The following is a 24,691-nucleotide window of genomic DNA, read 5'->3' on the forward strand; positions in this document are numbered from 1 at the left end:
AAGCCCTATTCAAGTAAATTGAATAGGGCTTTTTAATTATGCTAGTTTAGTATTGTTCATTTTAGACTCAAATCTAAGTTCTTTTATAACTCGCTGATTCTTATCCTTATACAGCCGAACAACATCTTCTTTAGTACTTTCTATGTCTTTAGTTTCTGTAGTAAGCTTCTCTAAACTATTATCAAGCTTTAGCTTTTTTGAATTACCAACACCCATATCTTTATATGATTTAGTTAATAAATAGGTTTTTTCTTACAATAGAACAGATTTTAAACCGTTTTAGTATATTTTTCACTCGCGTAAATCGGTTTTACATTGAACTTCATTAAAATATTGACCCAAATTACATTTTAGAACAAGTTACAATTGCGAAGTAATTAGTTATTCTCCCTTCAAATTCAGTATTTTTGTAGCTTAATTTATTTTGATGTCCGATATTAAAACACCCTCTAGATATACGATTACTGCTGCTTTACCATACACAAATGGTCCAATACATATTGGTCATTTAGCAGGCGTTTACGTACCAGCAGATATTTATGCTCGTTACCTGAGATTAACAGGTAAGGACGTTGCCTTTGTTTGTGGTAGCGATGAACATGGTGTAGCCATTTCAATGAAAGCAAAAAAAGAGGGCGTTACCCCAAAAGATATTATTGATAAGTACCATGCAATAATTAAGCAGTCTTTTGTCGATTTCGGTATAACCTTCGACAATTATTCGAGAACCTCTGCACAGGTTCATCATGATACGGCTTCAGAATTCTTTATAAATCTTTATGATAAAGGAGATTTTATTGAGGAAACTACGGCACAATTATATGATGAAGAAGCACAGCAATTTTTGGCAGACCGTTTTGTAATTGGTACCTGCCCAAAATGTGGTAATGAAGAGGCGTACGGAGATCAGTGTGAAAATTGTGGGTCTAGTTTAAATGCTACCGATTTAATAAATCCGAAATCAACTATAACTGGAACAGTACCTACAACTAAAGAAACAAAACACTGGTTTTTACCTTTAGATAAATACGAGGACTTTTTAAGAGAGTGGATTTTAAAAGGTCATAAAGATGATTGGAAGCCAAATGTATACGGACAATGTAAATCATGGATCGATGGCGGACTAGAGCCAAGAGCCGTAACCAGAGATTTAGATTGGGGAATACCCGTACCTGTACCAGGTGGTAAAGGCAAAGTATTATATGTTTGGTTTGATGCACCTATCGGATATATTTCATCTACCAAAGAATGGGCTGCCCGTGAAGGAAAAGATTGGGAACCGTATTGGAAAGACGAAAACACAAAATTAGTTCACTTCATCGGGAAGGATAATATCGTTTTTCACTGTATTATTTTCCCTTCTATGCTGAAAGCAGAAGGCAGTTATATACTACCGGAAAATGTACCGGCAAATGAATTCTTGAATTTAGAAGGAAACAAACTATCTACTTCTAAAAACTGGGCAGTTTGGTTGCATGAATATTTGGTCGATTTTCCAGAAATGCAAGATTCGCTTCGTTATACTTTAACAGCAAACGCACCAGAAACTAAGGATAACGATTTCACTTGGAAAGATTTTCAAGCACGAAATAATAATGAACTAGTAGCCATTTTAGGTAATTTCATTAACAGAGTCGTGGTATTGACCAACAAGTATTACGATGGCAAGGTACCTGCTGCAGGAAACTTAACTGATGTGGATACTGAGACACTTGAGCAATTATCAAAATATCCAGAAATCATTTCAAGTTCTATTGAGCGCTACCGTTTTAGAGAAGCAGGTCAAGAATTAATGAATCTTGCCCGTTTAGGTAATAAATACTTAGCCGATGCAGAACCATGGAAAGTGATTAAGGTTGATGAAGAACGTGTAAAAACGATTATGAATATCGCTTTACAAATAGCAGCTGGCTTAGCTGTTCTAAGTGAACCATTTTTACCGTTTACATCTAACAAGCTTAAGAACATTTTAAATCTATCTTCAAATTCGGAGACGGAGCGTAGCGAAAGTCTAAAATGGGATGATGTTTCAACAAAAGAAGCATTACTACAACCTGAACATCAAATAAATCAAGGAGAATTACTATTTAGAAAGATAGAGGATAGTGAAATTCAAGCGCAACTAGACAAATTAGAGGCGACCAAAAAAGCGAACGAATACGAAAACAAGAAAGTAATGCCACAAAAAGATACTATTACATTTGATGATTTTTCAAAACTAGATATGCGTGTAGGTACTATTATCGAAGCTGAAAAAATGGCAAAAGCCAAAAAGCTTTTAGTTTTAAAAGTAGATACAGGTTTAGACGTTAGAACTATTGTTTCTGGTATTGCAGAAAGCTTTAAACCAGAAGATATTGTAGGTAAAAAAGTAACTGTACTGGTCAACTTAGCGCCAAGAGCATTACGTGGTGTTGATAGTGAAGGCATGATTTTGATGACTGAAAATGCCGATGGTAAATTGGTATTCGTTAATCCAGATGAGGATAGTGTTGGTAATGGTGAAGGAATCAACTAGAGAACAATTTCAATTAATTAAAGAAGCCTTAGTGAATATTCACTAAGGCTTCTTACTTTATAGTTGAGAAGATAAATTAACGTCTTTCTAGCATTAGTTTATCTTTAAGTGCATATTTAGATTTAATGATACGCTTTACCGATTTAGATTCGTAAACATCATGTAATCTTTTAGCAGCGTCTAATTTTAAAGATGCTGAACGTCTATTTGCTTGAACGCTAAATGACTTCCCAGTAGAGGTGTCTGTAAGATTACCGTCTGCATCATAAAACTCAGATCGTACATAAATACCATCTTCATAAAACTCAATTAAATATAGTTGCCCATTTGCTAAATAGCCATCAACGGTTATTAGAATATTGTTCTCGTAGTTATAATTATAATACTCCTCAAGAACTCCTTGAACATAATACTCTTCATATGAAACATAACCTAAATCATTATAGTAATATGCTACAGACAAAATTCCATTCGCATCATAACCTTCTGAACTTATTCTATTACCGTTTTCATCATTTTCATAGAGATACGTATAGTCAACCACACCTAATTCAAAATATTCAGTTTTAATCCAATAGCCATTTTCGTCATAATAATCGACCCAATTGAGTTCGTTAAAGGCATCGTACGAACGAGTTTCTTTAACAATTCCATTATCATAGAATTCATAATTATAATAGTCAGTTAAAACCCCCTCTTCGTCAAAATATTCAGTTTTTTGAATTGCATAATATCCCGTAGAAAGTATTACCCAGTTATTGGCATATGAAAAAGTAATTTCCGAATTATCATTATACTGATTTATCATTTCAACATAGGAACCATCAGACTCATATGTGGTACTATAAGTTAATAATCCATTATTAAAACTTTCAGAAGAAAGTAAATATCCTCCTTGTAAGGTTCGAACCTGCTGAAAACCATCACCAGTTGTAAAAGTATTGGCAACTACCAACTCATTTTCATCGAACATAAATATGTTTTCGAATGAGGAAGTATAATCTTGACCTACCGTATTACCGTCAATATTCAATTCGGTAAGGGTATTGGCTTCATTATAATTTAATGACCAAACTTGAGTAGAACTAGACACATTCTCATATGGCAAATCATCTTGATATTGTGATGAATACTCGTTACTAGAAGTATTACTGATTTCCGAAAAATTTTGTTTCTCGTTATATTGAAAATTAGTAGTTGACGTATAATTACTATTAGAAAAATACTGTCCTTCTATATCATTGGTCTGAGAAATATCATTTATCGATTGAGATATAAGTTTTCCATCTTCATAGGTGTTTATATTAGTTTTCTCTCGACTATAAACATTTGTTTCTTGAGTAATATTTTCAACATAAGACAAAGCTTTGTTTTCTTCATTCCATTCAGAAATTTTAATAAAACGTTGGGTGTTTGACGCACCACTATCATAAACAAGTTGCTCTATTCGATTAGTTGAGTTATATATTAAATCAAAAGAATTAGAATACGAACTAATTGGGTATCCATATGTACCCCCTAACAATCTCGGACTCACATCTAATTTAACTAATGTTGAGGGTAAACCTAAATCATTGTAGTTTGTAAAAGTAAGCTCATGCAAAACCCTACCCGAATATCTTAAAACAATATTTGTAGAAAATAATGTTCCATCTGCATTAAAAGAATTTTTATAAACCGCAGATTTTGGTATATCGGCGGCGTATAAAGACTCCAGTAACGGAAGCAAATGTGTTAATGCCAAATTGTCTTGCGGAGTATATTCTAAGCCCAAAGCAGTTGCCATATTCGCTGCAGCTGTTTCAGGATACACAATGTTTAAATAAGCTCCTGTTTGTTTAGATACATTGATTACTATATCTGCAAGAGTAGATGAAACGCTACTAGAAAAATCTACATTTTGTACGCCCAGTGCAGCGGTAATATCTGCAGTTAAGTTAATACCATTGCTATGATCTTGATCTTCATCCAAAGTTTGTAAAAAAGCCGCTATATTTTTAGAAATTGGACTTTCAATACTCGCACTAGCATCTGCCACTTGAGCAATATCTATTGGTGTAATTTCTTCTTTTGCTATAATGGAACCAATTGTTACCTCACCTACTTTAAAGGTGATTTCTTCCCCTTCTACGTACTGAAATTCTCCATTCTCATTGGTAAGTCCATCTTGGGTTGCAGTTTCAAAAGTTAGTCCTTGCACTGCGGCATCAATAAACTTTCCGGTAAGTACGGTTACAGAAGTGGGTTCATTGGGCAGCTCTTGTTCTTCTGGTTTTACTACTTGTGTTTCTTCTACTGTGTCATCATTTTTACTGCAACCCATGGTCAACAATAATGCACAAAAAATTGTAAATACTTTTACTTTCATAATGGTTTAGTTTTGGTTAATAATTAATAATATATAGAATCAGCTATGTCTCCATGACCGTGATATTTTAATGCGAACCGGGGGAGAATTATTAGGGGGAGAATACTATTGACAAATAAATACCTTCTACTGCTTGATTTCAATACCTAATAATGGGTATTTTTAAAAGTTCTAAACGATTTTACATGCAATTACTGCCGTACATACTTAAATATACCCAGCTACCTGAGAAGGGAATTCAAAATACTATTGAGCTTTTAAATGCTGATTGCACCATACCTTTTATATCAAGATATCGTAAAGAAAGAACTGGTAATTTAGATGAAGTACAAGTTGGTGCAATCGTTCAGTTTAAAGAACAATTTGAAACATTAGAAAAGCGTAAAAAAGCCATTATAAAAGCTGTTGATGAACAAGGCGTATTAACGGCTGAGCTAAAACAAAAGTTTGAGAATTCTGAAGACCTTACTCAGTTAGAAGATTTATACCTCCCTTTCAAAAAAAGTAAAAAAACAAAAGCTGAAGTAGCCCGTAAAAACGGATTGGAGCCTTTAGCAAAAATCATTATGGCGCAACGTAATGATGATATCGAGTTTACAGCCTCTAAATACCTTAGCAAAGAAGTAGAAAATGAAGATGACGCTTTAGAAGGAGCGCGCCACATTATTTCTGAGTGGATCAATGAACGTACAGATATAAGAAGTTCCATAAGATCTCAATTAGCACGATTTGCCATTATTAGCACCAAAGTAATTGGCACTAAAAAAGATGATGAAAAGGCTCAGAAATTCCGAGATTATTTTGAGTGGAGCGAACCGTTGAATAAATGTCCGTCGCACCGATTACTTGCTATTTTACGTGCCGAATCAGAAAAATTCATCCGGGTGAAAATTGAGTTGGATGACGAACGGTTACTCGATAGAATCGAAAATAGAATTATAAAAACAAATAATGCCTGCGGTAAACAAATTGAGCTTGCCATTGCAGATGCATACAAAAGATTATTGTTTCCATCCTTATCCAACGAACTATTAAAAGCAGCAAAAGAGAAAGCAGATGATGATGCCATTGGTGTGTTTTCTAATAATCTTAGACAATTATTATTGGGAGCTCCCTTAGGCGAAAAACGTATTCTTGCCATAGACCCTGGTTTTAGAACGGGTTGCAAGGTGGTTTGTTTAGATGCTCAAGGTAACTTGGTACATAACGAAACTATTTATCCGCATGCGCCACAAAACGATATTGGTGGCGCCATAAAGAAATTAAGTTCGTTGGCAAATGCCTATAAAATAGAAGCTATTGCCATTGGTAATGGTACGGCATCTAGAGAAACAGAGCAGGTTGTAAAGAAGGTGATTTTTAATGACCCGGTAGAAGTGTTTGTAGTCAGTGAGGCCGGAGCATCTATTTACTCCGCCTCTAAAATTGCGCGAGATGAATTCCCAAATTACGATGTTACCGTACGTGGTGCCGTTTCTATCGGCAGACGTTTGGCTGATCCACTTGCCGAACTGGTAAAAATTGATCCAAAGTCTATTGGTGTTGGACAATACCAACATGATGTTGATCAGAGCAAGTTAAAAAACTCTCTTGATACGGTTGTTGAAAGTTGTGTTAACTCTGTAGGCGTGAACATCAATACTGCTAGTGTACCATTGCTAAGTTATGTTTCTGGCATTGGTCCTAAATTGGCAGAAAATATCGTTGCTCAGAGAAAAGAGAAAGGTGCTTTTAAAAGCCGAAAAGATATTATGGATGTGCCGCGTTTAGGCGGAAAAGCCTTTGAGCAAGGTGCAGCTTTCTTACGTATTAAAGATGCTAAAAACCCTCTTGACGATTCTGCCGTACACCCAGAAAGTTATGGTATAGTCAAGCAGATGGCGAAAGATAAAGGGACAGAAATTTTATCGCTGATCGGGAACAAAACAGTACTTAAAGAAATTGACCTACAAAAGTATTGTACCAATGAAGTTGGGCTACCTACCTTAGAAGATATTCGCTCAGAGCTTGAAAAACCAGGTCTTGATCGTCGAGAAAAAGCCAAAGTATTTACCTTTGACCAAACCATTAAATCGATTACAGATTTACATAGCGGGCAGTTGTTACCTGGCATTGTAAATAACATCACCAACTTCGGTTGTTTTGTAGATGTCGGCATTAAAGAAAGCGGACTAATTCATGTTTCTAACCTATCTGATTCATTCGTAAAAGATGTAAACGAACATGTACACTTACATCAGCAGATTATTGTAAAAGTTTTAGACGTCGATGTTCAAAGAAAACGTATTCAATTGAAGCTGCATAAATAATTGAACCGATGCTAAAAATAGCGAATCACCCAATATATAAACATCCGTTACCAGAGGGGCATCGTTTTCCTATGGAAAAATATGAGTTATTACCGCAGCAATTAATTTATGAAGGTACATGCACCGAAGAAAACTTCTTTGAACCAGAAATACCAAATGATAAACATATTGTAGCAGTTCACGATCCTGAGTATTTCTACGATCTGTTGAATATGATGATTTCTCCTAAAATGGCACGTAAAATAGGTTTTCCCCTTTCGGAAGATTTAGTAGAGCGCGAACGTATAATTGCCGACGGAACCATAAAAGGATGCGATTTTGCTTTAGAATTCGGAATTGCCATGAATATTGCCGGCGGAACACATCATGCCTATAGCGACCACGGCGAAGCATTTTGCATGTTAAACGACCAAGCAATTGGCGCTAGGTACATATTGAATAAAGGTCTTGCAAAGAAAATTCTCATTGTAGATCTAGATGTGCATCAAGGAAACGGAACAGCAGAAATATTTCAGAATGACGATGCAGTTTTTACATTCTCTATGCATGGAGAAAGTAATTATCCGTTTAAAAAAGAACAGTCAGACTTAGATATTCCCTTACTAAAAGGAACCGATGATGAAACATATCTTTCTATACTAAAGGATAATTTACCCAAATTAATAGTTAAAGTTAAGCCAGATTTTATCTTTTACCTCTGTGGTGTTGACATTCTAGAAAGTGACAAATTGGGCACACTTAGTATGACATTGGAAGGGTGTAAAAAACGAGATGAGTTTGTTTTAACTACTTGTCACAACTTAAATATACCAGTACAATGCAGTATGGGTGGTGGGTATTCGCCAGACATTAAAATCATTGTTGAAGCACACGCCAATACATTTCGATTGGCACAGAAACTTTATTTTTAGGACTATTTCAGACTTTTTGAGCAAAACAAAATACCTATTTGATTCTATTTTAAACTAGTATAACTTTAAATTTGCAATATGAAAAATCTAATAATCCTCTTAGGCATAACCTTTTGTATTTCATTAAACGCACAAGACTCCGTTAAAGATTCTACAGAAACACGGTGGGATATGTTTAAGTACGATGTGGGCAGTATGTTTACAGGAGTTGGGTATTCGTATGCGCGTCCATTTCATTGGAAAGGTAATCAATGGGCTCAATTTGGCGCTGTTGTAGCTGGTACCGGGTTAGTTTATTTAGTAGATGATGAAACATCAAGGTTTATAAGAAACAACAGAGAAGGCATACCAAGAGTTGTTCGTGATTATGGTGAATTCTACGGTAGTCCTTCAAATAATTATTTAGCAACATCAGGTGTATACGCCGTAGGGTTAATTACCAAAAACGAAAAATTACGAAGAACGGGAGTATTATTGATATCATCAGCCACTTCTGCTGGACTTCTTCAACAAGTATTAAAATCTGTAGTAGGTAGAGCAAGACCTTTGGCAGATTTAGGCAAAGACACCTTTGATCCTTTCAATTCAAGTAGAAACTTTCATTCGTTCCCGTCTGGGCATGCTTTGCTTGCCTTTACCAATGCATATGCAATTGGAAAACAATTTAAAAATCCGTGGGTAAAAGCAGGTATTTACACATTAGGCGCTATACCGGGTATTTCTCGTGTTTGGGATGGCCAGCATTATTTAAGCGATATGGTATTCGCTTTTGCAATAAGTATAGCAACCGTTGAATCTATAGATAAATATCTAGACAGAAGATATGATGAGAAATACAACAACCATAAAAAAATGGTAAGTTGGAATCTTAATTTTGGTCCTGGTCAATTGGGCGTAACGGTTAATTTTTAAATCGGACAAATATCCATTTTTAAGAATCTAACATATACAGCGCAAACTTAATTTTCCAATACGGCATTTTCTCTTCGAAGAATTCAAAATAGTCTTTTAGACCTGTGGCTTCTGTAAGTTCAGATTTTGCTTTTTCTATCTCAGCTATCTCTTTTGAATCAACAAACTGATTTAAATCAAGATCTTCACCCTCGGCATGCTTTTTCATTAGATGTCCGTATATCGTATTCTCAGACAAATTTCTTGACGTAGCAATTTCAGAAACTGTAGAACCTTTTCTGAATAATTCAAAAGTTTGGTCGTGTGTTGCTTTTTTTGATTTCTTAGCAGGAGCATTTTTAGTTATTTCAGCAATAAACACATCTGCGTACTTTTCTAACTTCGCCTGTCCTACTCCAGAGACTTGCATAAACTCCTCTCTATTTTTAGGGAGTTTAGCCTCCATATCTTTTAAACTCGCGTCACCAAAAACAACATAAGCAGGTACATTCTGTTCCGTTGCAATTTGTTGTCTAAGTAAACGAAGCTTTTCGAATAAATTTGTTTTCGTAGTTCGTGATTTTGCCGCAGCCTTTTTCTTTTCCGCTTCCTTTTGCAACACTGCTAACTGCACTTTTTTTCCTGAAAATAAAACTTCCTTTGCCTGTTCAGTTAATCCGAGTCTTGCACCTTCCCTGAAGTTTATATCCAATACACCCTGATTCAATAGCTGAATAACATATTGCTGCAGGTCTAACCAAGAGACATCTTTTATAGCGCCATAGGTTTTTATGTTCTGATAGCCTTTTTCTAAAACGTGCGCATTCTGCGCACCTCTTAAAACATCGATCACCATACCCATAGGTTCTCGCTCTTTTAAACGAGCAACACCTGAGCAAACTTTTTGCGCCAATAATGTAGCGTCAAAATAAGCAGGTGGTGAATTACAGATATCACAGTTTCCACAACCTTCGCTAACTTGCTCACCAAAGTAATTTAATAGTGCAATTCTACGGCAGCTTAGTGCCTCTGCAAATTGCTGCATACGCTCCAATTTTGCATATTCAACATCGGCATTTTCACTTTGTGTTATAAACCTACGCAACTGAGCCACATCGGCAAAACTGTAAAATAGTAAGGCGTGAGCTGGGAGTCCGTCACGACCGCCACGACCAATTTCTTGGTAGTACCCTTCTATATTCTTTGGAAGGTTATAGTGAATAACCCAACGCACATTACTCTTATCTATACCCATACCAAAAGCAATGGTTGCTGCAATAATGGGCACCTTATCCGTAATAAATTCTTCTTGAACAGTAGAACGTTCATCAGAGGACATACCTGCATGATAGGCTTTGGCTTTAAAACCGGCATTACGTAATTTCTCGGCAATAGACTCCGTACTTTTTCGACTAAGGCAGTAAATAATTCCGCTTTCGTTCGGTCTATCATCCAAAAAATCGAGAATATGTTTTATTCGATCTTGAGCAGGTTTTACATCCAAATACAAATTAGGTCTATTGAAAGATGCTAAATGACGCTCAGCATTCGTTATTTGTAATTGATCTGCAATATCGTCTTGCGTAGTTTTATCGGCAGTTGCCGTAAGTGCCATCACCGGAATATTCGGGAATCTTCTTTTTAATCCGCCAAGTTGAGTATATGCAGGTCTAAAATCATGTCCCCACGATGAAATACAATGCGCCTCATCTACTGCAAAAAGACTAATTTTTAAGTTACCAAGTATGTTATTAAAAAAGCCTAAACTCTCTGGAGCAACATAGAAGAGTTTCAACTCCCCTCGCTCTAATTTACCAAGAATCTCTTGCTGTGTTTCTTGAGTCTGAGAACTGTTATAATATTCAGCTGCAATTCCGTTAGCTTTTAAGACATCTACTTGATCCTTCATTAAGGCAATCAGCGGAGAAATTACAATTGCAGTACCTTCTAAAGCCAATGCCGTAAGCTGATAACAAAGGGACTTACCACCACCAGTAGGCATAATCGCCAACACATCTTTTTTACTAAGTGCATCTTCAATAATGGATAATTGATTCGGTTTAAACGAATCGTATCCAAAGTGCTTTTTTAATAATGGTATTAAGTCTTTTTCTGTTGTAATCATGTTTTGCAAAAATAGTGTTTGAAAATGTCTTTAGCAGATGTTTTCACAGGATTAGATCTTTACGATGCACGAAGCAATCTGTCAATTTCGTGTTCCAAACCAACAGATCACTTCGTCGCGCCTCCTCGTGAAGACGTATTAACCTACTTCCCCAACATCAACAACTCATTACACCTTACTTCTGTAATGTATCTTTTTTCACCTTCCTTAGTTTCATACGAACGGTGAGTAAGTTTACCTTCTATAGCAACTTGTTTTCCTTTGGCTAAATAGTTTTCTACAATCTCAGCTGTTTTTCCCCAGGCAACTATATTATGCCATTGGGTATCATCAACTTTTTCACCTTTCGCGTTTTTATAACTATCTGTAGTAGCGATAGAAAATTTAGCCAATTTGGTACCACCTTCTAAGTTTACGATTTCTGGGTCTTGCCCTAAATTACCAATCAACTGTACTTTGTTTTTTAATGCGTTCATCTCTCTAAATTTTATGGTTTAACAGTTCATACTATCTAGCCATTGTGACTCGACACTGCAAACCTAGAACAGCATTGAAAGATTAATCGGTTTGCAAACACTTACTTTCGTTTGTTATCGTTTACAGTCGTTTATAAACTTTTATAATACTGTTATACAGTTATTTAAAAATATATCAAAATGAAATAAAAAATAGAATAATCTATTAAATAGTTGAAAAATGCAAAAAAAAATCCGAGATGTTAACCTTAGAAAATGAGATTAATCAAATTTTACGATACAACCACCAGTTCATATCTCTGGTTAATTCGTATCCTAATTTCTGATATAGTGGTATAGCCAAATTTCCTTTATTGGTATGCAGAATAGGTGTTTTATTTACTTTCAAAATCTCTTTTGTAGTATGCGCGATAAGTTGTTTTGCCAATCCTTTTCTGGTATAATCTGGGTGAGTTACCACCGCACTTACTTCTATAAAAAGATTGGTTTGCATTCGTTGACCAGTTATCGAAACCAATTTCCCGTCTTTAAAAATTCCGTAATAATTACCCATTTCAAAGGTTCTTCTACGATAATAACCGGGCATTACCAACCAAATTAAGTCATACACTTCATCAATATATTCATCGGTCAGTAAGACAATATCTTCTGTTATTGAAACTTCTGGTAGTTGATTTAATACCATTTGGCAACCATCAATTTTCTTCTCTAGAGCAATTTTAGCTTCATCAATAAACGGAGTCTGATTCTCTGAAACGAAGAAAAAACTATCTGTCGTATTTATATATTGCTTGGAAGCTTTTTCTGTCTTTGATTCATCGAAAAAAGACCCAAAAGTGCACACCTCTTGATCATAAAACTGAACGCCGTCATATACAACAACAAACTTTTTATGTGTTTCATTTAAGGAATGCCAAACCGGATTTTTAAGCTGCTCTTCTAACTTTACCATTCTATTGTGAATCAAATCTTGTGCAAATTATTCAATCTTAAAACAATATCACATCTTACTAAACATAAAATTGAATTTAATACTTGTATAAAAAGAAGCCTACCTAATATTGGCTCATTCTCAATAAAAAATTATAAATTCAAAGAGCAGAGATGATAAAGGGCATTTCAGATTCATATCTCCCCACTTAATAAATTTATAGTTTATATATGGAAATCACTGATCTTAGGTATATAACAAATATTGTCTTTACGTCCATTTTTGGTGTTTTTGGCATATACCACCTATTATCATTTCTTGTTTTAAGGCATAAAATTCTACTGTACTATTTTATTCTAATCTTCGGATTGACTTTACATTGGAGTTTATCTCTCATCATTCATGGTACTTTTAGCGAACAGGTTACATTAATCGCCAGTAAAACCTCACTTACCACAGCAATGATATCCACTTTTGGGCTATTAATGTTTACCAAAAGCTACCTGAACATTTCTCAAAACAACCACCCAACATTAGCTACAATTTATAAAGTATTTGCAATAATCATGATTTGTTTACCTGGTTTGCACATTCTAAATAACATAATAACTAAAATTGATTGGTTAAACAGTTCTCTAGTCATGCTAGCTGCCATCATAGCTTTATCAACTGCACTTCTCAGCTTATTTTCAGGAATACGTTTGTACAAAGCTGAAAAATTTAATAAATATTATTTATATTCTTACACTCCTTACCTGCTCGGTTCATTTCTTTATATAGGAGCATGGTTTTCACAAAAGTATTTTAATATAGATACCGACCTTGTAATACTACTAACCTCAATTCTTGTGACTTTTCAATTATTTCTTTTCTCTCTATTAATTAGCTACAAATACAAATCAATTGAAGACAATACTATAAAAATTCAGATTGAAGCCAATAGTAAACTAACTACAGAGGTTGAAAAACAAACAAAACATTTACAAATAGCAAAGCAAGATTTAGAATACCAAAACGGGGAACTTGAAAAAGTAAATAAGCTGAAAAACAAATTATTCTCACTACTAACCCATGATGTAAGAGGACCTCTTAATAATGTTGGTACAATCGTAGAAATGATTGAAAGTCAGTTAGAGGAAAGTGAACTAAAGGAGATTACAAAAAAATTAAAAAATGAAGTAACCGATAGAATTTCTATGGTTAACGTTCTGCTTGATTGGTCTTATAATCAACTAGAAGGTGTCACTTTGGATAAAAAATTATGCAATTTAGATTCCATATTTAATTCCATAAAAAACGAATTTAAAAGAATAGCAATTGATAAGGATATAGACTTAGAACTGGCAATTTCTTGTCAAGAACTCTACATTGACGAAAATATGTTAAAAGTCATTCTACGTAACCTGACCTCTAACGCTATAAAATTTAGCAAGGAAGGTCAAAAAATAATATTGTCCTCCAACTGTACATCTGATATAGTTACTATAGGGGTAAAAGATTTTGGATTAGGTATGAATACCGACTGGCAAAACAGTACGGACAATAATAGTGGTCCTACCATTAGAAAAGGAACAATTGGTGAAAAAGGAACCGGATTCGGGTTAATGATAACAAAAGATTTTGTAGAAATGAACGGTGGAGAAATAATTTGTAAGAGTGAAATAAATAAGGGTACCGAGTTTATTTTAAACTTTAAAAACTTAACAAATGAACAAGCAATACCTCAAATCTAATTTACTGACACCTTATTAAAATTTAAACCTCACCATTTAAAGACATTAAACGTTGAAATTCGGCAACGAACAAACCTACTTCATAGCCATCCATTAAAGCATGATGTACATGTATTGATACAGGCATAAACCTATGCTCACCATCCCCCGTCATTTTACCAAATGAAATCTTGGGGCAGCTATCTGCAAATTCAAAATGTCGCGCATGGGAAACGGAAGTAAAATCGAGCCACGGCATGCTAGAACAATGTAATACATTGACACCGCATTCTGGCAAATCCAATCCCGTTGATTTTTTCACCTCTTCTATTACCTTATTGGCAGCATCTCTAAATTCATTAAATGACTCCTTATATTCAATATAAGAAAAACCGAATGTTCCGTTATCCCTACCAATGGTTGGCGATGCATGAACATGATCATACTCGAACACCTTACCATCTTCAATTCGGTATTTAAACGGAGTTATGGCATTAGCCGCCTTTAATGTTCTATGTAAATAAACCAAGAAAAATGAGTTGCCAGATTGTTTCGCATAATCATAAGCTTTAGAACAATTTACCTTTACGGTTACCCCATGAAAAGGCTCACTGAACTGTGAAAAAAATTTGAAATGACCTGCCCTATTCCAATCCGCTATATTTAATTCTTTTTTCATCTATTTGTTGACCTTGATTTTAGGTTTTACACAGTTTTATTCAGCAATAAATATACAACCTCAAATTTCAATTTAAAATTGTGATAACTTGTACTTTTCAAATAAAGGATGTTATTTCACTTTTTATAAATTATTATAATACATTAAAAAACTAAGTAAGAAAACAAAGACCAATGCACTACAGATATTATTGTAACTAATAACAGACCGTTAAAAATTAAAGGGAAATTACAATTCAATTAGCATCGGGTGAAATTGTTACAAAAGAAGGAACTACAGGTTTTTGTCGTTGCGGAGTTTCAGAAAACAAACCATTTTGCGATGGATCGCACAGAAAAATAGAATGGATAGGATAACTAATCAAAATTCTAATACATAAATTATTAGGTGTATACTACATCTCAATAGTATACACCATTTTTGAAATATTCATAGAGAGATAAAAACGCTTTACCATATAGGATCATGAAAAAATATAAGAATATAATTACTTTACTTTTAATTATTAGTCCTTTATTAGGTATTGCTCAAATCTCGGTGAATCAAGACCGATTAGAAAAGCGTATTCTAGATCTTGCCCAGTTTAACATTCAAGAAAATGGTGAAACCGAACGTGTTGCTTTTAGTGATGCCGATGTTGCTGCCCAGCAATGGGTTATTGAGCAATTAAAAGCTATGGGCATTCAAACCCATATCGATTATGCTGGCAACGTAATTGGAATACGAAAAGGGACAAAACCAAATATGAAACCTATCTCATTTGGCTCACATATAGACCGCGTTCCGCATGGTGGCAATTATGATGGCTGTGTTGGTAGTATGGCTTCTTTAGAAGTTCTTAAAGTGCTTGATGAAAATAAAGTCAAAACCAAACATCCTTTAGAAATTATCATATTTTCTAATGAAGAAGGTGGTGTTGTAGGTAGTAGAGCAATCGCCGGTCATTTGAATAAAAGTGCTTTTGGCGTTAAAAATTCAACAGGGTACACCATTGGCGAAGGTATGATGAGATTAGGTGGAGATACCACCAGACTAGCAGAAGTGGCTCGTAAAAAAGGAGACGTTGCTGCCTTTATAGAACTACATATTGAACAAGGAGGCACTCTTGAAAAAGAAAATTTAGAGATTGGTATTGTCAAAGGAATTGTGGGACTTAAATGGTGGAATGTTGAATTCAACGGTTTTGCCAACCATGCAGGTACAACACCAATGAATGCCAGAAAAGATGCATTATTAGCAGCCTCAAAATTCATCATCGCAGTCAATGAGGTTGCCACAAGTTTTGATGGTTCACAAGTTGCAACTGTTGGTAGAATAAAGTCAGAACCAGGAGCACCTAATGTAATTCCAGGTCATGTAGTTACGAGTCTTGAAATTAGAGATTTATCTTCTGAGGTTATTGAGAAGGTATATATTGCTATCGAAAAAAGAGCAGAAGAAATTAGTACTGAATCGGGAGTTGAAATTTCCTTTAAAAAATTAGATACCACAGCAGACCCAGCCATCATGGATTCAACCATACAATCTGAAATTGAAAAAAGTGTTCAATCTCTTGAATTGAGTTACAAATCAATGCCAAGTGGCGCGGGTCATGATGCCCAAGATATGGCACTTATTGCACCCACCGGAATGATATTCGTACCAAGTAAAAACGGAATTAGTCATTCTCCTAAAGAATTTACTTCTGCGGTTGACATGGCAAATGGTGCTAATGTATTATTACAAACTATTTTGGCTTTGGACGATAAGCTTAAATAACATTTTATGAGAGACAATCAATCCATACATATAGAACAACTTCTAAATGCATCAATTGAGCAGGTATGGAAAGCATTGACCAATGTGGATGATATGCGACAATGGTATTTTGATGTTATTCCTGATTTTAAGCCAGAGGTGTCTTTTAAAACTAGCTTTTTAATTACGAATGGTGGTCGAAACTTCACTCATAATTGGATTGTAACGACCGCTATTCCAAAATCTAGAATTAGTTACACTTGGACCTTCGATGAATACCCAGGAGAAAGCATCTCTACATTTGAGCTATATGAGAAGGAGCATCAAACACTACTTACGGTCACAAGCGAAATCACAAAAGATTTTCCAACACATATTCCAGAATTTAAAAGAGAAAGCGGAGAGGCAGGATGGTCGTATTTAATTAAGGAAAGCTTACCTCTCTTCCTTCAAAAATCAGACAAATTTTAACAGCAATCTTCTACCCTTAAATTAGTACCTTAGTTCAACTAACAAACTATCTTGAACATGAAAAAAGGACTACTCATTTGTGCATACTTTCTATGCACTACCATCGCAATTTCGCAAACTACAGAAGACATTGTCAATGCCATTGAAAAAGAAGGCGTTGAAAACTCGCAATTAGAGCAATTAGCTTACGAATTAATGGACCTCAACGGACCACGTTTGGTTGGAACACCAGAAATGAAAACCGCACATGACTGGGCAATAAATACCTATAAAAAATGGGGTATTGCTGCCGAAAACCAACAATGGGGAACTTGGAAAGGTTGGCAGAGAGGCATCACTCACGTAGATATGGTATCGCCACGTGTAGCTTCGCTTCACGCCACACAATTGGCATGGAACCCAGGTACAAGTTCTAAAGGTGTTACCGCATCTTTAATTACATTGCCTAGTTTCAAAGACTCCTTATCTTTTGTAAAATGGCTTCCTAATGTGAAAGGAAAAATAGTTATGGTGAGCATGCTGCAACCTACAGGTAGACCAGATGAAAACTGGGAAGAATACGCAACAAAATCATCCTTCGAGAAAATGAAAACGGAGCGCGATTCTATCGAAAAAATATGGAGACAGAATATTAACAATACAGGCTACACGAGTAGAAATATCAATGCTGCATTTGAAAAAGCAGGTGCTGTTGGTATTGCACAATCCAGATGGTCTGAAGGTTTTGGCGCTAACAAAATATTTAGTGCAGGTACTGATAAAATTCCTGCAGTGGATATTTCTTTAGAGGATTATGGAATGCTGTACAGAATGGTTGAACATGGTGCAGACACTAAAATTAAAATAGTAGCCGAATCTAAAGACCTAGGCGTGGTACCAACATTCAATACCATCGCAACCATACCTGGCACTGAATTTCCAGAGGAATATGTAATTCTTTCTGCCCATTTCGATTCTTGGGATGGTGGAACGGGAGCAACTGATAACGGTACTGGCACAATTACCATGTTAGAGGCTGCTCGAATTCTTAAAAAAGTATATCCGAATCCGAAAAGAACGATATTAATTGGACATTGGGGAAGTGAAGAACAAGGTTTAAACGGTTCTCGTTCATTTGTTGAAGACCACCCAGAAATTGTAGCTGGCGTACAAGCTGTTTTCAATCAAGATAATGGTACCGGTCGTGTTGTTCGCTTATCGGGACAAGGTTTTCTACATGCCTATGATTATTTAGGGCGTTGGTTAGAAGCCGTACCAGAAACGTATAAAAATGAAATAGAAACTACCTTCCCAGGGTCACCTGGGCGTGGTGGTTCTGACTACGCTTCTTTTGTTGCTGCTGGTGCACCTGCTTTTTCTTTAAGCTCTCTTAGTTGGGATTATTGGAATTACACATGGCACACCAATCTAGATACGTATGACAAGATAGTATTCGACGACGTACGTAACAATGCTATTCTAACGGCTATTCTTACGTATATGGCTTGTGAAGATCCAGAGAAAACATCGCGCGAAAAAGCCGTGTTAGGTATTAACCCAAGATCTGGTGAAAAAGGAGAATGGCCAGCACCAAGAACACCACAACGTAAAGGTGGGCAAGACGAATAACTAATTATAATTGATTTTCAAGTTCAAGGCTATCCGCTGCTTGTAGTGCTTTCTTAATTGCAGTACTCCACAGTGCATAGCCTTGTTTGTTTAAATGCAATCCGTCAGAAAGGTATAATTCCGGTATCGGTCTATTATCGGTAGTAATCATTTGTGCAAATACATTGATGTATTGTGCATTTAATTCGGTAATAAAATACTTGGACAGCATTAAATTAGTTTCCATAATTAACGGAATTAAAGCTTCTCGCTCTACACTAGGTTTAAGACTAATCAATGCCAATTCTGCATCAGGATATTTATCTTGAATCAATCCTACTAATTCCACACAACCAGAAAGTACCTCTTGCGGAGTTTTACCACTATTCAAATCGTTCTCTCCCGCATATAGTACTATTTTAGACGGATTAGCTTCTGTAAAAATCTCATCAAAATAATGAATACACCATGCAAATGTAGATCCTCCAAAACCAAGGTTCACCACATTGAATGGACTAAGATCACGCTTCATGTTTACCCATAAACGCACCGATGAACTTCCGTAAAAAGCTATCAAGTTTTCTTGGGTAGGTAATTTAGCTACGCGTCTTTTAAGTCGTTTTATTTCATTGCACCAAATAGCAGGTGGCTCTTCTAAATTATCAGCACCCGAACTAGATACATTTAACTGTTCAGCTCTTTCAATAGCTTTTTTGACATAGCCTTGGTATTCTACTTGATATTGCTCCATAAAAGCATATAAATCTTTATTGTTTTTAGAAGGTACTTTTTCACTGAGCAAAAAAGGTTCTTTAATGGCACAGTAGTATAAAGATTTACCAATTCTATGATCAAAATTTACCATGACTACAGGTATTATATACGGCTCTGGATCCGTATGCAATGCCAATTTAAAAGCGCCCATTTTAAAAGGACCGGGAGATTCATCTGTTCTGTAAGAGGTGCCTTCAGGGCTTATAATTAAGTTGTATTTCTGTTTTAAATGTTTAGATGCTTCACTGTAAAAAATACTTCTTGCCTCTTCTTTTCTATTACTAGAAGTTTCATCAGATTCTTTGGTATATACATTTATATAGCCAAGGTTGTCGTAGTAATTCTGATGACCGTATTCTTGTCCCTGCCCTATTCTAACTGTTCTAATACCAGGTTCCTCGTATTTTTTATATAAAACCATGGCACTTAGAAAATGAGAATCCAGGGTAATCTGAAAATTATTATTTAGTGTATAATGTGGGTCATTGATCAAGTGATTATAAATAAAAATGTTACCGGTATCATTAGGCAAATTATCCCATCCTTCAATAATATAGGGTACGTTTTTAAACACCTTCATGGTCAACTCGGCACAAACCTTTCTATTTTGTTCAGCATCTTTACTGTTCTTTTCTGCTACATTCTCATAAATCTGCTGTAAACCGCTTATAAACTCATGCTCTTTTTGATCTTCGCCCAGCAGTTCTAAACTTAATGAGGCTATATGGCGTTCTAGAGCAGTACCATTTTTAACCAATCCTGTTAAGGCATCATAAGCAAACTGCTTGGTGGTATTACTTTTTAATAGATGTGGCACTTGGTGTAAAGGCGATGATAATAATAGGCGAGATTTATTATTCTTTATCAATTGATAAACGGCCTGCAGATTGTGCTTGCCCAACAAGCCAACGTAACGTACAAAAGCAGCATTTAGCTGATTGCCCATAAGCCACAATAATCGCTGATAAAATTGACCTTCAAAAGCATCATCAATTTGAAACAATTTCATTAAATCGCCTTCAGGAATAAAATAAGCAGAAGTCTTTGTGTTCGTAATAGCAGAGCAAATATCTTTCTCCTTCAATAGGCATGACCACCCAAATACAAACCCCGAGTTCTTAATAGATCGTTGTTTAATTTCAATTGTATTCTCTATTCGCTTAATGGTAACTTCTCCGTGAATGAGAATAAACAACCCATTACTAGAACCGTCTTGTACATATAAAACCTCATCGGGTTCATATTCCCTACGTTCTGCCAACGCAGCTAAAGCCATTAAATTTTTTTCTTCAAAATAATCCAGGAATGGAGAGCGTCGCATTAAAGAAACAATCTCTTCTTGTTCAGAAACGGGAGAGATAAAAAACTGTCGGTCTTCAACAAAAGGCTGAAACCTTACGGGACTCAATAATTCGGTTTGCTTCGTTAAGGCAGTATGCAATACACGGTACAATTTTGAACCAATATTTTTCAATAAAATATTCTGATGTCCTTTTTTTAAATACGTGTCTAGCTCGTGAAATGGAATTTCAAAAAAAGATGCTTTTGGTGATGCAACCGTAGCTTTATATGTAAATCTTTTGGGCGTATTGAATCCGTTTAAACCAATAGTAGAAAAAGGTTCTGAGTTTTGACAAACGAGAATATCACTTTCAGGATTATCAAGTGAAATGTAATAGTTGACACTACCTTCTATAAGCCATCTAAACGTTCTTACTTTTTTATGAATATAACTGATGGCATATCCTTTGGCGTATGTTTTTAACGCTCCGTTCGGGAAATATTCTTTTAATTTTTCAGTAGTTATTTCTTGCTTTAAAACTCTATTTTGGTGTATCATACTCCTCCTAACTTAACCAGATAAAAGCGAAAAAAAAAGGACTGCCAACATTAAAACCAATTTGTCATTTTAGCAATTTGATATTGGTTAAAACCATAAAATTCACCCCCTTAAACTCAGAATAACCAAATTCAATTTATAGACTATCATTTTACACAGCCTTTTATTATCTTCCCTATTCAACAACTAATACAGACCACACCATGAAAATCATCAGACTTTTGCTCGTGCTTGTCATTATGGCACCGTTAGCATTACAATCTCAACGAAGAAAAAGTAAAATCACCCAACCAACCGTTAAACTAGAAGACTCTCTATTTACAGGATTAAAATGGCGAAATATTGGTCCGTTTAGAGGTGGTAGAAGTGTAGCTTCAACCGGTGTTATAGGTCAGCCCATGATTTATTACATGGGAACTGTTGGTGGCGGAATATGGAAAACTACGGATGACGGAATTACATGGAAGAATATTTCTGACGGATTCTTAAAAACCGCTACTGTAGGTGCCATTTCCGTATCTGAAAGCAACCCTAACATTGTAATAGCAGGTATGGGCGAACATGCAGCCCGTGGTGTAATGACCTCAATGGGCGACGGCGTATACAAATCTACCGATGCAGGTAAAACCTGGAAACATATGGGACTTGATAAAACTAGACATATATCTGATATTATTATAGACCCTACCAACCCCGATATCATTTTTGTATCCGCACAAGGTGCCCAATACGGACCTTCTTCTCAACGAGGAATCTATAAGTCTACAGATGGCGGTGATACTTGGAAAAATGTACTTTTTATAGATAACATTACCGGGGCATCTGCTTTATCTATGGATATGAACAACCCTACCATTTTATATGCAGCTATGTGGCAACACAGACGTTTTCCTTGGACGATGGAATCTGGCGGTAAGAACTCAGGCATTTACAAATCTACCGATAGCGGAGAAACATGGGAGCAATTAAAAGAAGGTTTACCTAAAGAAATGGGTAAAGCGGGTATTTCAGTTTCTAGAGCTAACCCAGAGCGTGTATTTGCTGTAATAGAAGCGGAGGGAGAAAAAGGTGGCGTATACCGCTCTGATAATGCCGGTAAAAAATGGACTCTAATAAACAAAGACCGTATCAATATTACACGCTCTTGGTATTACATGGAGATTTTTGCCGACACCCAAAATGAAAATATCGTTTACGTATTAAATGCACCTGTAACAAAATCTATTGATGGTGGAAAATCTTTTACGCCATTACCTACGCCACACGGTGATAATCACGATTTATGGATAGACCCTTTGAACAATCAACGTATGATCAACTCTAATGATGGAGGATCAAATGTTTCTAATAACGGTGGTAAAAGTTGGAGCACACAAGAGAATCAAAATACTGCACAATTCTACAGGGTAATTACAGATAATTTAGTGCCTTATAACGTTTATGGCGGGCAACAAGATAATTCTACCGTAGCGATTGCCTCTAGAACAAATGATGGTGGTATCGACTGGAAAGATTGGTATGCCGTTGCTGGTGGCGAAAGCGCATTTTTAGCCTTTGACCCAGATAATCCTGAATTGATATATGGTGGAACGTACCAAGGTAATATTGATAAGTGGGATGTAAATACCAAAGAATCTAAACCAATTAAAGAATACCCTGAATTAGGCTTAAGTATATCACCAGAAAATGCAAAGTACCGTTACAATTGGAATGCCCCAATTATCACCTCGCCCCATGATAGAAAAACCATTTACCATGGTGGTAACGTTGTTTTCAAATCTACGGATGAAGGTCAAAGTTGGTCGGTTATAAGTCACGATCTAACGAGAGACGAAAAAGACAAACACGGTCTTGGCGGCGGTCCGTTTACCAATGAAGCTGCTGGCGGTGAGATATACAATACACTAACTTATTTAACTGAATCTCCGCATGAAGAAGGTGTAATTTGGTCTGGTAGTGATGATGGTTTGGTACATGTAACCAAAGACGGTGGTGCCAATTGGGCAAATGTTACTCCCGCAGGTGCAAAGGAAGGTATCATAAACAGTATTGAAGTGTCTCCTCATGATCCCGCAACAGCTTACATTGTTTTGATGCGATACAAGTCGATGGATTTTGCCAACTACATCTACAAAACCACAGACTACGGTACTACATGGACAAAAATTACTAATGGCATCACAGGCGACAATACATTTACGAGAGTAGTCCGCGCAGATAAAAAGGTAAAAGGGCTTCTTTACGCAGGTACAGAAACAGGCTTATACATTTCTTTAGATGATGGTTTACATTGGCAAGCATTACAATTGAACTTGCCCTTAACACCGATTAATGACCTTGTTATTCAAGACAATGATTTGGTAGCGGCAACTGCCGGTCGTGCCTTCTGGATTTTAGATGATTTGGCGGCATTGCAAAATGCAACCACTCCAAAACAAGCATTAAATATTTTTAAACCAAAAGACACCTATTTGTTTATTGGTGGATACAACGAAAAACCAGTTTCTGGATTAGGAAGCAACCCTAAAAGCGGTATTACTTTCGATTACTATCTAAGCGAAGCTCAAGACAGTACCGAGCTGAAATTAGAAGTTTTAAAGGATGGAGCGGTAATTAGAACTGTTACCAATCAAAAAGATAAGAAGTTTAAATCATGGCCAGGCGGACCATCAAAACCAGCACTTTTAGCTTCCAAAAAAGGATACAACCGTTTTACATGGGATTTTAAAAGAGACCCATTACCGGCAGTAGACAAAGTCTTTGTTCTTGGCGGATTAAATGGTTCTACTGTTGGTCCTGGAGACTATGTATTAAGACTGACTTTAGGCGACCAAATTGCAGAAACCACGGCAACTATATTACCACACCCAAAATTGAAAGCCAGCATGGCAGATTATGCCGAGCAGCAAACCATGATGACAACCATAGAAGCTACTGTTGAAGAAATTCACAATGCGGTAAACGATATGCAATCGGCAAAATCGCAATTAAAACAGTATGGTAAATTACTTGCAGATAATGAAAAAGCAGAAGCACTATTAACTCAGGGCGATTCACTGACTAAACGAATTACCACTTGGGAAGAAAACTTGATTCAGCCTAACCAAAAAACTTTTCAAGATGTGATTAATTTTGAAAATAAACTGAATTCACAATTATTGAATTTAAGAGGTTATATTGATGCTACAGAACCAAAAGTTACTTCAGGAGCTAAAGAAAGATTACGAGATTTATTGGCAACATGGAACACTTTTAAAACAGAGCATAATGCCATAATCAATACTGAAATGAAAGCTTATAACAGCTTGTTTCAAAGTCTAGAAATTCCTGCAATCATAATGCCGGAAGCACAAAAGTAAACG

17 protein-coding genes are annotated in these 24,691 nt (G+C 35.9%); 10 read left to right on the forward strand and 7 right to left on the reverse strand.

Annotated elements, in window-relative coordinates; translation table 11 throughout:
* Positions 1–36: 36 nt before the first annotated feature.
* Positions 37–216, reverse strand: a complete 180-nt coding sequence (locus ACJJVT_RS14605) for a hypothetical protein (protein ID WP_405399684.1) — start codon at positions 214–216, stop codon at positions 37–39.
* A 211-nt stretch (positions 217–427) separates the two neighbouring features.
* On the opposite strand from ACJJVT_RS14605, the gene metG reads away from it, so the two are divergent.
* Positions 428–2,518 carry a methionine--tRNA ligase gene (gene metG, locus ACJJVT_RS14610; protein ID WP_405399685.1) on the forward strand — a complete coding sequence of 697 codons (2,091 nt, stop codon included), beginning with the start codon at positions 428–430 and terminating at the stop codon, positions 2,516–2,518.
* 76 nt (positions 2,519–2,594) lie between these two features.
* Here metG and ACJJVT_RS14615 read toward each other — a convergent pair whose 3' ends face one another.
* Positions 2,595–4,886: a hypothetical protein gene (locus ACJJVT_RS14615; protein ID WP_405399687.1), complete on the reverse strand. Its 2,292-nt coding sequence runs from the start codon at positions 4,884–4,886 to the stop codon at positions 2,595–2,597.
* 185 nt (positions 4,887–5,071) lie between these two features.
* Here ACJJVT_RS14615 and ACJJVT_RS14620 point away from each other — a divergent pair, with 185 nt between their 5' ends.
* The 3 genes from ACJJVT_RS14620 to ACJJVT_RS14630 all read left to right on the forward strand — a co-directional run bounded on the left by ACJJVT_RS14620 (position 5,072) and on the right by ACJJVT_RS14630 (position 9,018).
* Complete coding sequence (locus tag ACJJVT_RS14620) at positions 5,072–7,195, forward strand: Tex family protein (RefSeq protein ID WP_405401044.1); 2,124 nt, start codon at positions 5,072–5,074, stop codon at positions 7,193–7,195.
* A gap of 8 nt (positions 7,196–7,203) precedes the next feature.
* Positions 7,204–8,106 carry a histone deacetylase gene (locus tag ACJJVT_RS14625; protein ID WP_405399689.1) on the forward strand — a complete coding sequence of 301 codons (903 nt, stop codon included), beginning with the start codon at positions 7,204–7,206 and terminating at the stop codon, positions 8,104–8,106.
* A gap of 78 nt (positions 8,107–8,184) precedes the next feature.
* The gene (locus ACJJVT_RS14630) at positions 8,185–9,018 is read left to right on the forward strand and encodes a phosphatase PAP2 family protein (RefSeq protein ID WP_405399690.1); all 834 of its coding nucleotides are present in this window, start codon (positions 8,185–8,187) and stop codon (positions 9,016–9,018) included.
* Positions 9,019–9,037: 19 nt separating this feature from the next.
* On the opposite strand, the gene recQ is transcribed toward ACJJVT_RS14630, so the two are convergent.
* The 3 genes from recQ to ACJJVT_RS14645 form a co-directional block, all read right to left on the reverse strand.
* Positions 9,038–11,122: a DNA helicase RecQ gene (recQ, locus tag ACJJVT_RS14635; protein ID WP_405399691.1), complete on the reverse strand. Its 2,085-nt coding sequence runs from the start codon at positions 11,120–11,122 to the stop codon at positions 9,038–9,040.
* Between the two features lie 143 nt (positions 11,123–11,265).
* Entirely contained in the window at positions 11,266–11,598 is a 333-nt protein-coding gene (locus ACJJVT_RS14640) for a single-stranded DNA-binding protein (protein ID WP_133686091.1), read from the reverse strand.
* 265 nt (positions 11,599–11,863) lie between these two features.
* Positions 11,864–12,550: a GNAT family N-acetyltransferase gene (locus ACJJVT_RS14645; RefSeq protein ID WP_405399693.1), complete on the reverse strand. Its 687-nt coding sequence runs from the start codon at positions 12,548–12,550 to the stop codon at positions 11,864–11,866.
* Between the two features lie 209 nt (positions 12,551–12,759).
* Here ACJJVT_RS14645 and ACJJVT_RS14650 point away from each other — a divergent pair, with 209 nt between their 5' ends.
* On the forward strand, positions 12,760–14,262 hold the full coding sequence (locus ACJJVT_RS14650) for an ATP-binding protein (RefSeq protein ID WP_405399694.1): 1,503 nt from the start codon (positions 12,760–12,762) through the stop codon (positions 14,260–14,262).
* A 22-nt stretch (positions 14,263–14,284) separates the two neighbouring features.
* Here the strand turns inward: ACJJVT_RS14650 and ACJJVT_RS14655 are convergent, their stop codons facing one another.
* Positions 14,285–14,920: a CatA-like O-acetyltransferase gene (locus ACJJVT_RS14655; protein ID WP_405399696.1), complete on the reverse strand. Its 636-nt coding sequence runs from the start codon at positions 14,918–14,920 to the stop codon at positions 14,285–14,287.
* Positions 14,921–15,153: 233 nt separating this feature from the next.
* Here ACJJVT_RS14655 and ACJJVT_RS14660 point away from each other — a divergent pair, with 233 nt between their 5' ends.
* The 4 genes from ACJJVT_RS14660 (at position 15,154) to ACJJVT_RS14675 (ending at position 18,736) form a co-directional block, all read left to right on the forward strand.
* Complete coding sequence (locus tag ACJJVT_RS14660) at positions 15,154–15,276, forward strand: CDGSH iron-sulfur domain-containing protein (RefSeq protein WP_405401046.1); 123 nt, start codon at positions 15,154–15,156, stop codon at positions 15,274–15,276.
* A gap of 109 nt (positions 15,277–15,385) precedes the next feature.
* Positions 15,386–16,678, forward strand: coding sequence for a Zn-dependent hydrolase (locus tag ACJJVT_RS14665; RefSeq protein WP_405399698.1), 1,293 nt, complete (start codon positions 15,386–15,388; stop codon positions 16,676–16,678).
* Positions 16,679–16,684: 6 nt separating this feature from the next.
* The gene (locus tag ACJJVT_RS14670; protein WP_405399699.1) at positions 16,685–17,128 is read left to right on the forward strand and encodes an SRPBCC domain-containing protein; all 444 of its coding nucleotides are present in this window, start codon (positions 16,685–16,687) and stop codon (positions 17,126–17,128) included.
* Positions 17,129–17,185: 57 nt separating this feature from the next.
* Positions 17,186–18,736: a M20/M25/M40 family metallo-hydrolase gene (locus ACJJVT_RS14675; RefSeq protein WP_405399701.1), complete on the forward strand. Its 1,551-nt coding sequence runs from the start codon at positions 17,186–17,188 to the stop codon at positions 18,734–18,736.
* A gap of 4 nt (positions 18,737–18,740) precedes the next feature.
* On the opposite strand, the gene ACJJVT_RS14680 is transcribed toward ACJJVT_RS14675, so the two are convergent.
* Entirely contained in the window at positions 18,741–21,329 is a 2,589-nt protein-coding gene (locus tag ACJJVT_RS14680; RefSeq protein ID WP_405399702.1) for a cyclic nucleotide-binding domain-containing protein, read from the reverse strand.
* A gap of 203 nt (positions 21,330–21,532) precedes the next feature.
* Between ACJJVT_RS14680 and ACJJVT_RS14685 the strand changes: the two genes are divergently transcribed.
* Entirely contained in the window at positions 21,533–24,688 is a 3,156-nt protein-coding gene (locus tag ACJJVT_RS14685) for a WD40/YVTN/BNR-like repeat-containing protein (RefSeq protein ID WP_405399704.1), read from the forward strand.
* Positions 24,689–24,691 lie beyond the last annotated feature (3 nt).

The sequence above is a fragment of the Maribacter sp. Asnod2-G09 genome, from assembly GCF_045063795.1.
Lineage (GTDB): Bacteria > Bacteroidota > Bacteroidia > Flavobacteriales > Flavobacteriaceae > Maribacter.

What these genes read in the sequence shown, in the direction of transcription:
- ACJJVT_RS14605 (WP_405399684.1), bottom strand. Translation starts at nt 216, where the DNA reads ATGGGTGTTGGTAATTCAAAAAAGCTAAAGCTTGATAATAGTTTAGAG.
- metG (WP_405399685.1), top strand. Translation starts at nt 428, where the DNA reads ATGTCCGATATTAAAACACCCTCTAGATATACGATTACTGCTGCTTTA.
- ACJJVT_RS14615 (WP_405399687.1), bottom strand. Translation starts at nt 4,886, where the DNA reads ATGAAAGTAAAAGTATTTACAATTTTTTGTGCATTATTGTTGACCATG.
- ACJJVT_RS14620 (WP_405401044.1), top strand. Translation starts at nt 5,072, where the DNA reads ATGCAATTACTGCCGTACATACTTAAATATACCCAGCTACCTGAGAAG.
- ACJJVT_RS14625 (WP_405399689.1), top strand. Translation starts at nt 7,204, where the DNA reads ATGCTAAAAATAGCGAATCACCCAATATATAAACATCCGTTACCAGAG.
- ACJJVT_RS14630 (WP_405399690.1), top strand. Translation starts at nt 8,185, where the DNA reads ATGAAAAATCTAATAATCCTCTTAGGCATAACCTTTTGTATTTCATTA.
- recQ (WP_405399691.1), bottom strand. Translation starts at nt 11,122, where the DNA reads ATGATTACAACAGAAAAAGACTTAATACCATTATTAAAAAAGCACTTT.
- ACJJVT_RS14640 (WP_133686091.1), bottom strand. Translation starts at nt 11,598, where the DNA reads ATGAACGCATTAAAAAACAAAGTACAGTTGATTGGTAATTTAGGGCAA.
- ACJJVT_RS14645 (WP_405399693.1), bottom strand. Translation starts at nt 12,550, where the DNA reads ATGGTAAAGTTAGAAGAGCAGCTTAAAAATCCGGTTTGGCATTCCTTA.
- ACJJVT_RS14650 (WP_405399694.1), top strand. Translation starts at nt 12,760, where the DNA reads ATGGAAATCACTGATCTTAGGTATATAACAAATATTGTCTTTACGTCC.
- ACJJVT_RS14655 (WP_405399696.1), bottom strand. Translation starts at nt 14,920, where the DNA reads ATGAAAAAAGAATTAAATATAGCGGATTGGAATAGGGCAGGTCATTTC.
- ACJJVT_RS14665 (WP_405399698.1), top strand. Translation starts at nt 15,386, where the DNA reads ATGAAAAAATATAAGAATATAATTACTTTACTTTTAATTATTAGTCCT.
- ACJJVT_RS14670 (WP_405399699.1), top strand. Translation starts at nt 16,685, where the DNA reads ATGAGAGACAATCAATCCATACATATAGAACAACTTCTAAATGCATCA.
- ACJJVT_RS14675 (WP_405399701.1), top strand. Translation starts at nt 17,186, where the DNA reads ATGAAAAAAGGACTACTCATTTGTGCATACTTTCTATGCACTACCATC.
- ACJJVT_RS14680 (WP_405399702.1), bottom strand. Translation starts at nt 21,329, where the DNA reads ATGATACACCAAAATAGAGTTTTAAAGCAAGAAATAACTACTGAAAAA.
- ACJJVT_RS14685 (WP_405399704.1), top strand. Translation starts at nt 21,533, where the DNA reads ATGAAAATCATCAGACTTTTGCTCGTGCTTGTCATTATGGCACCGTTA.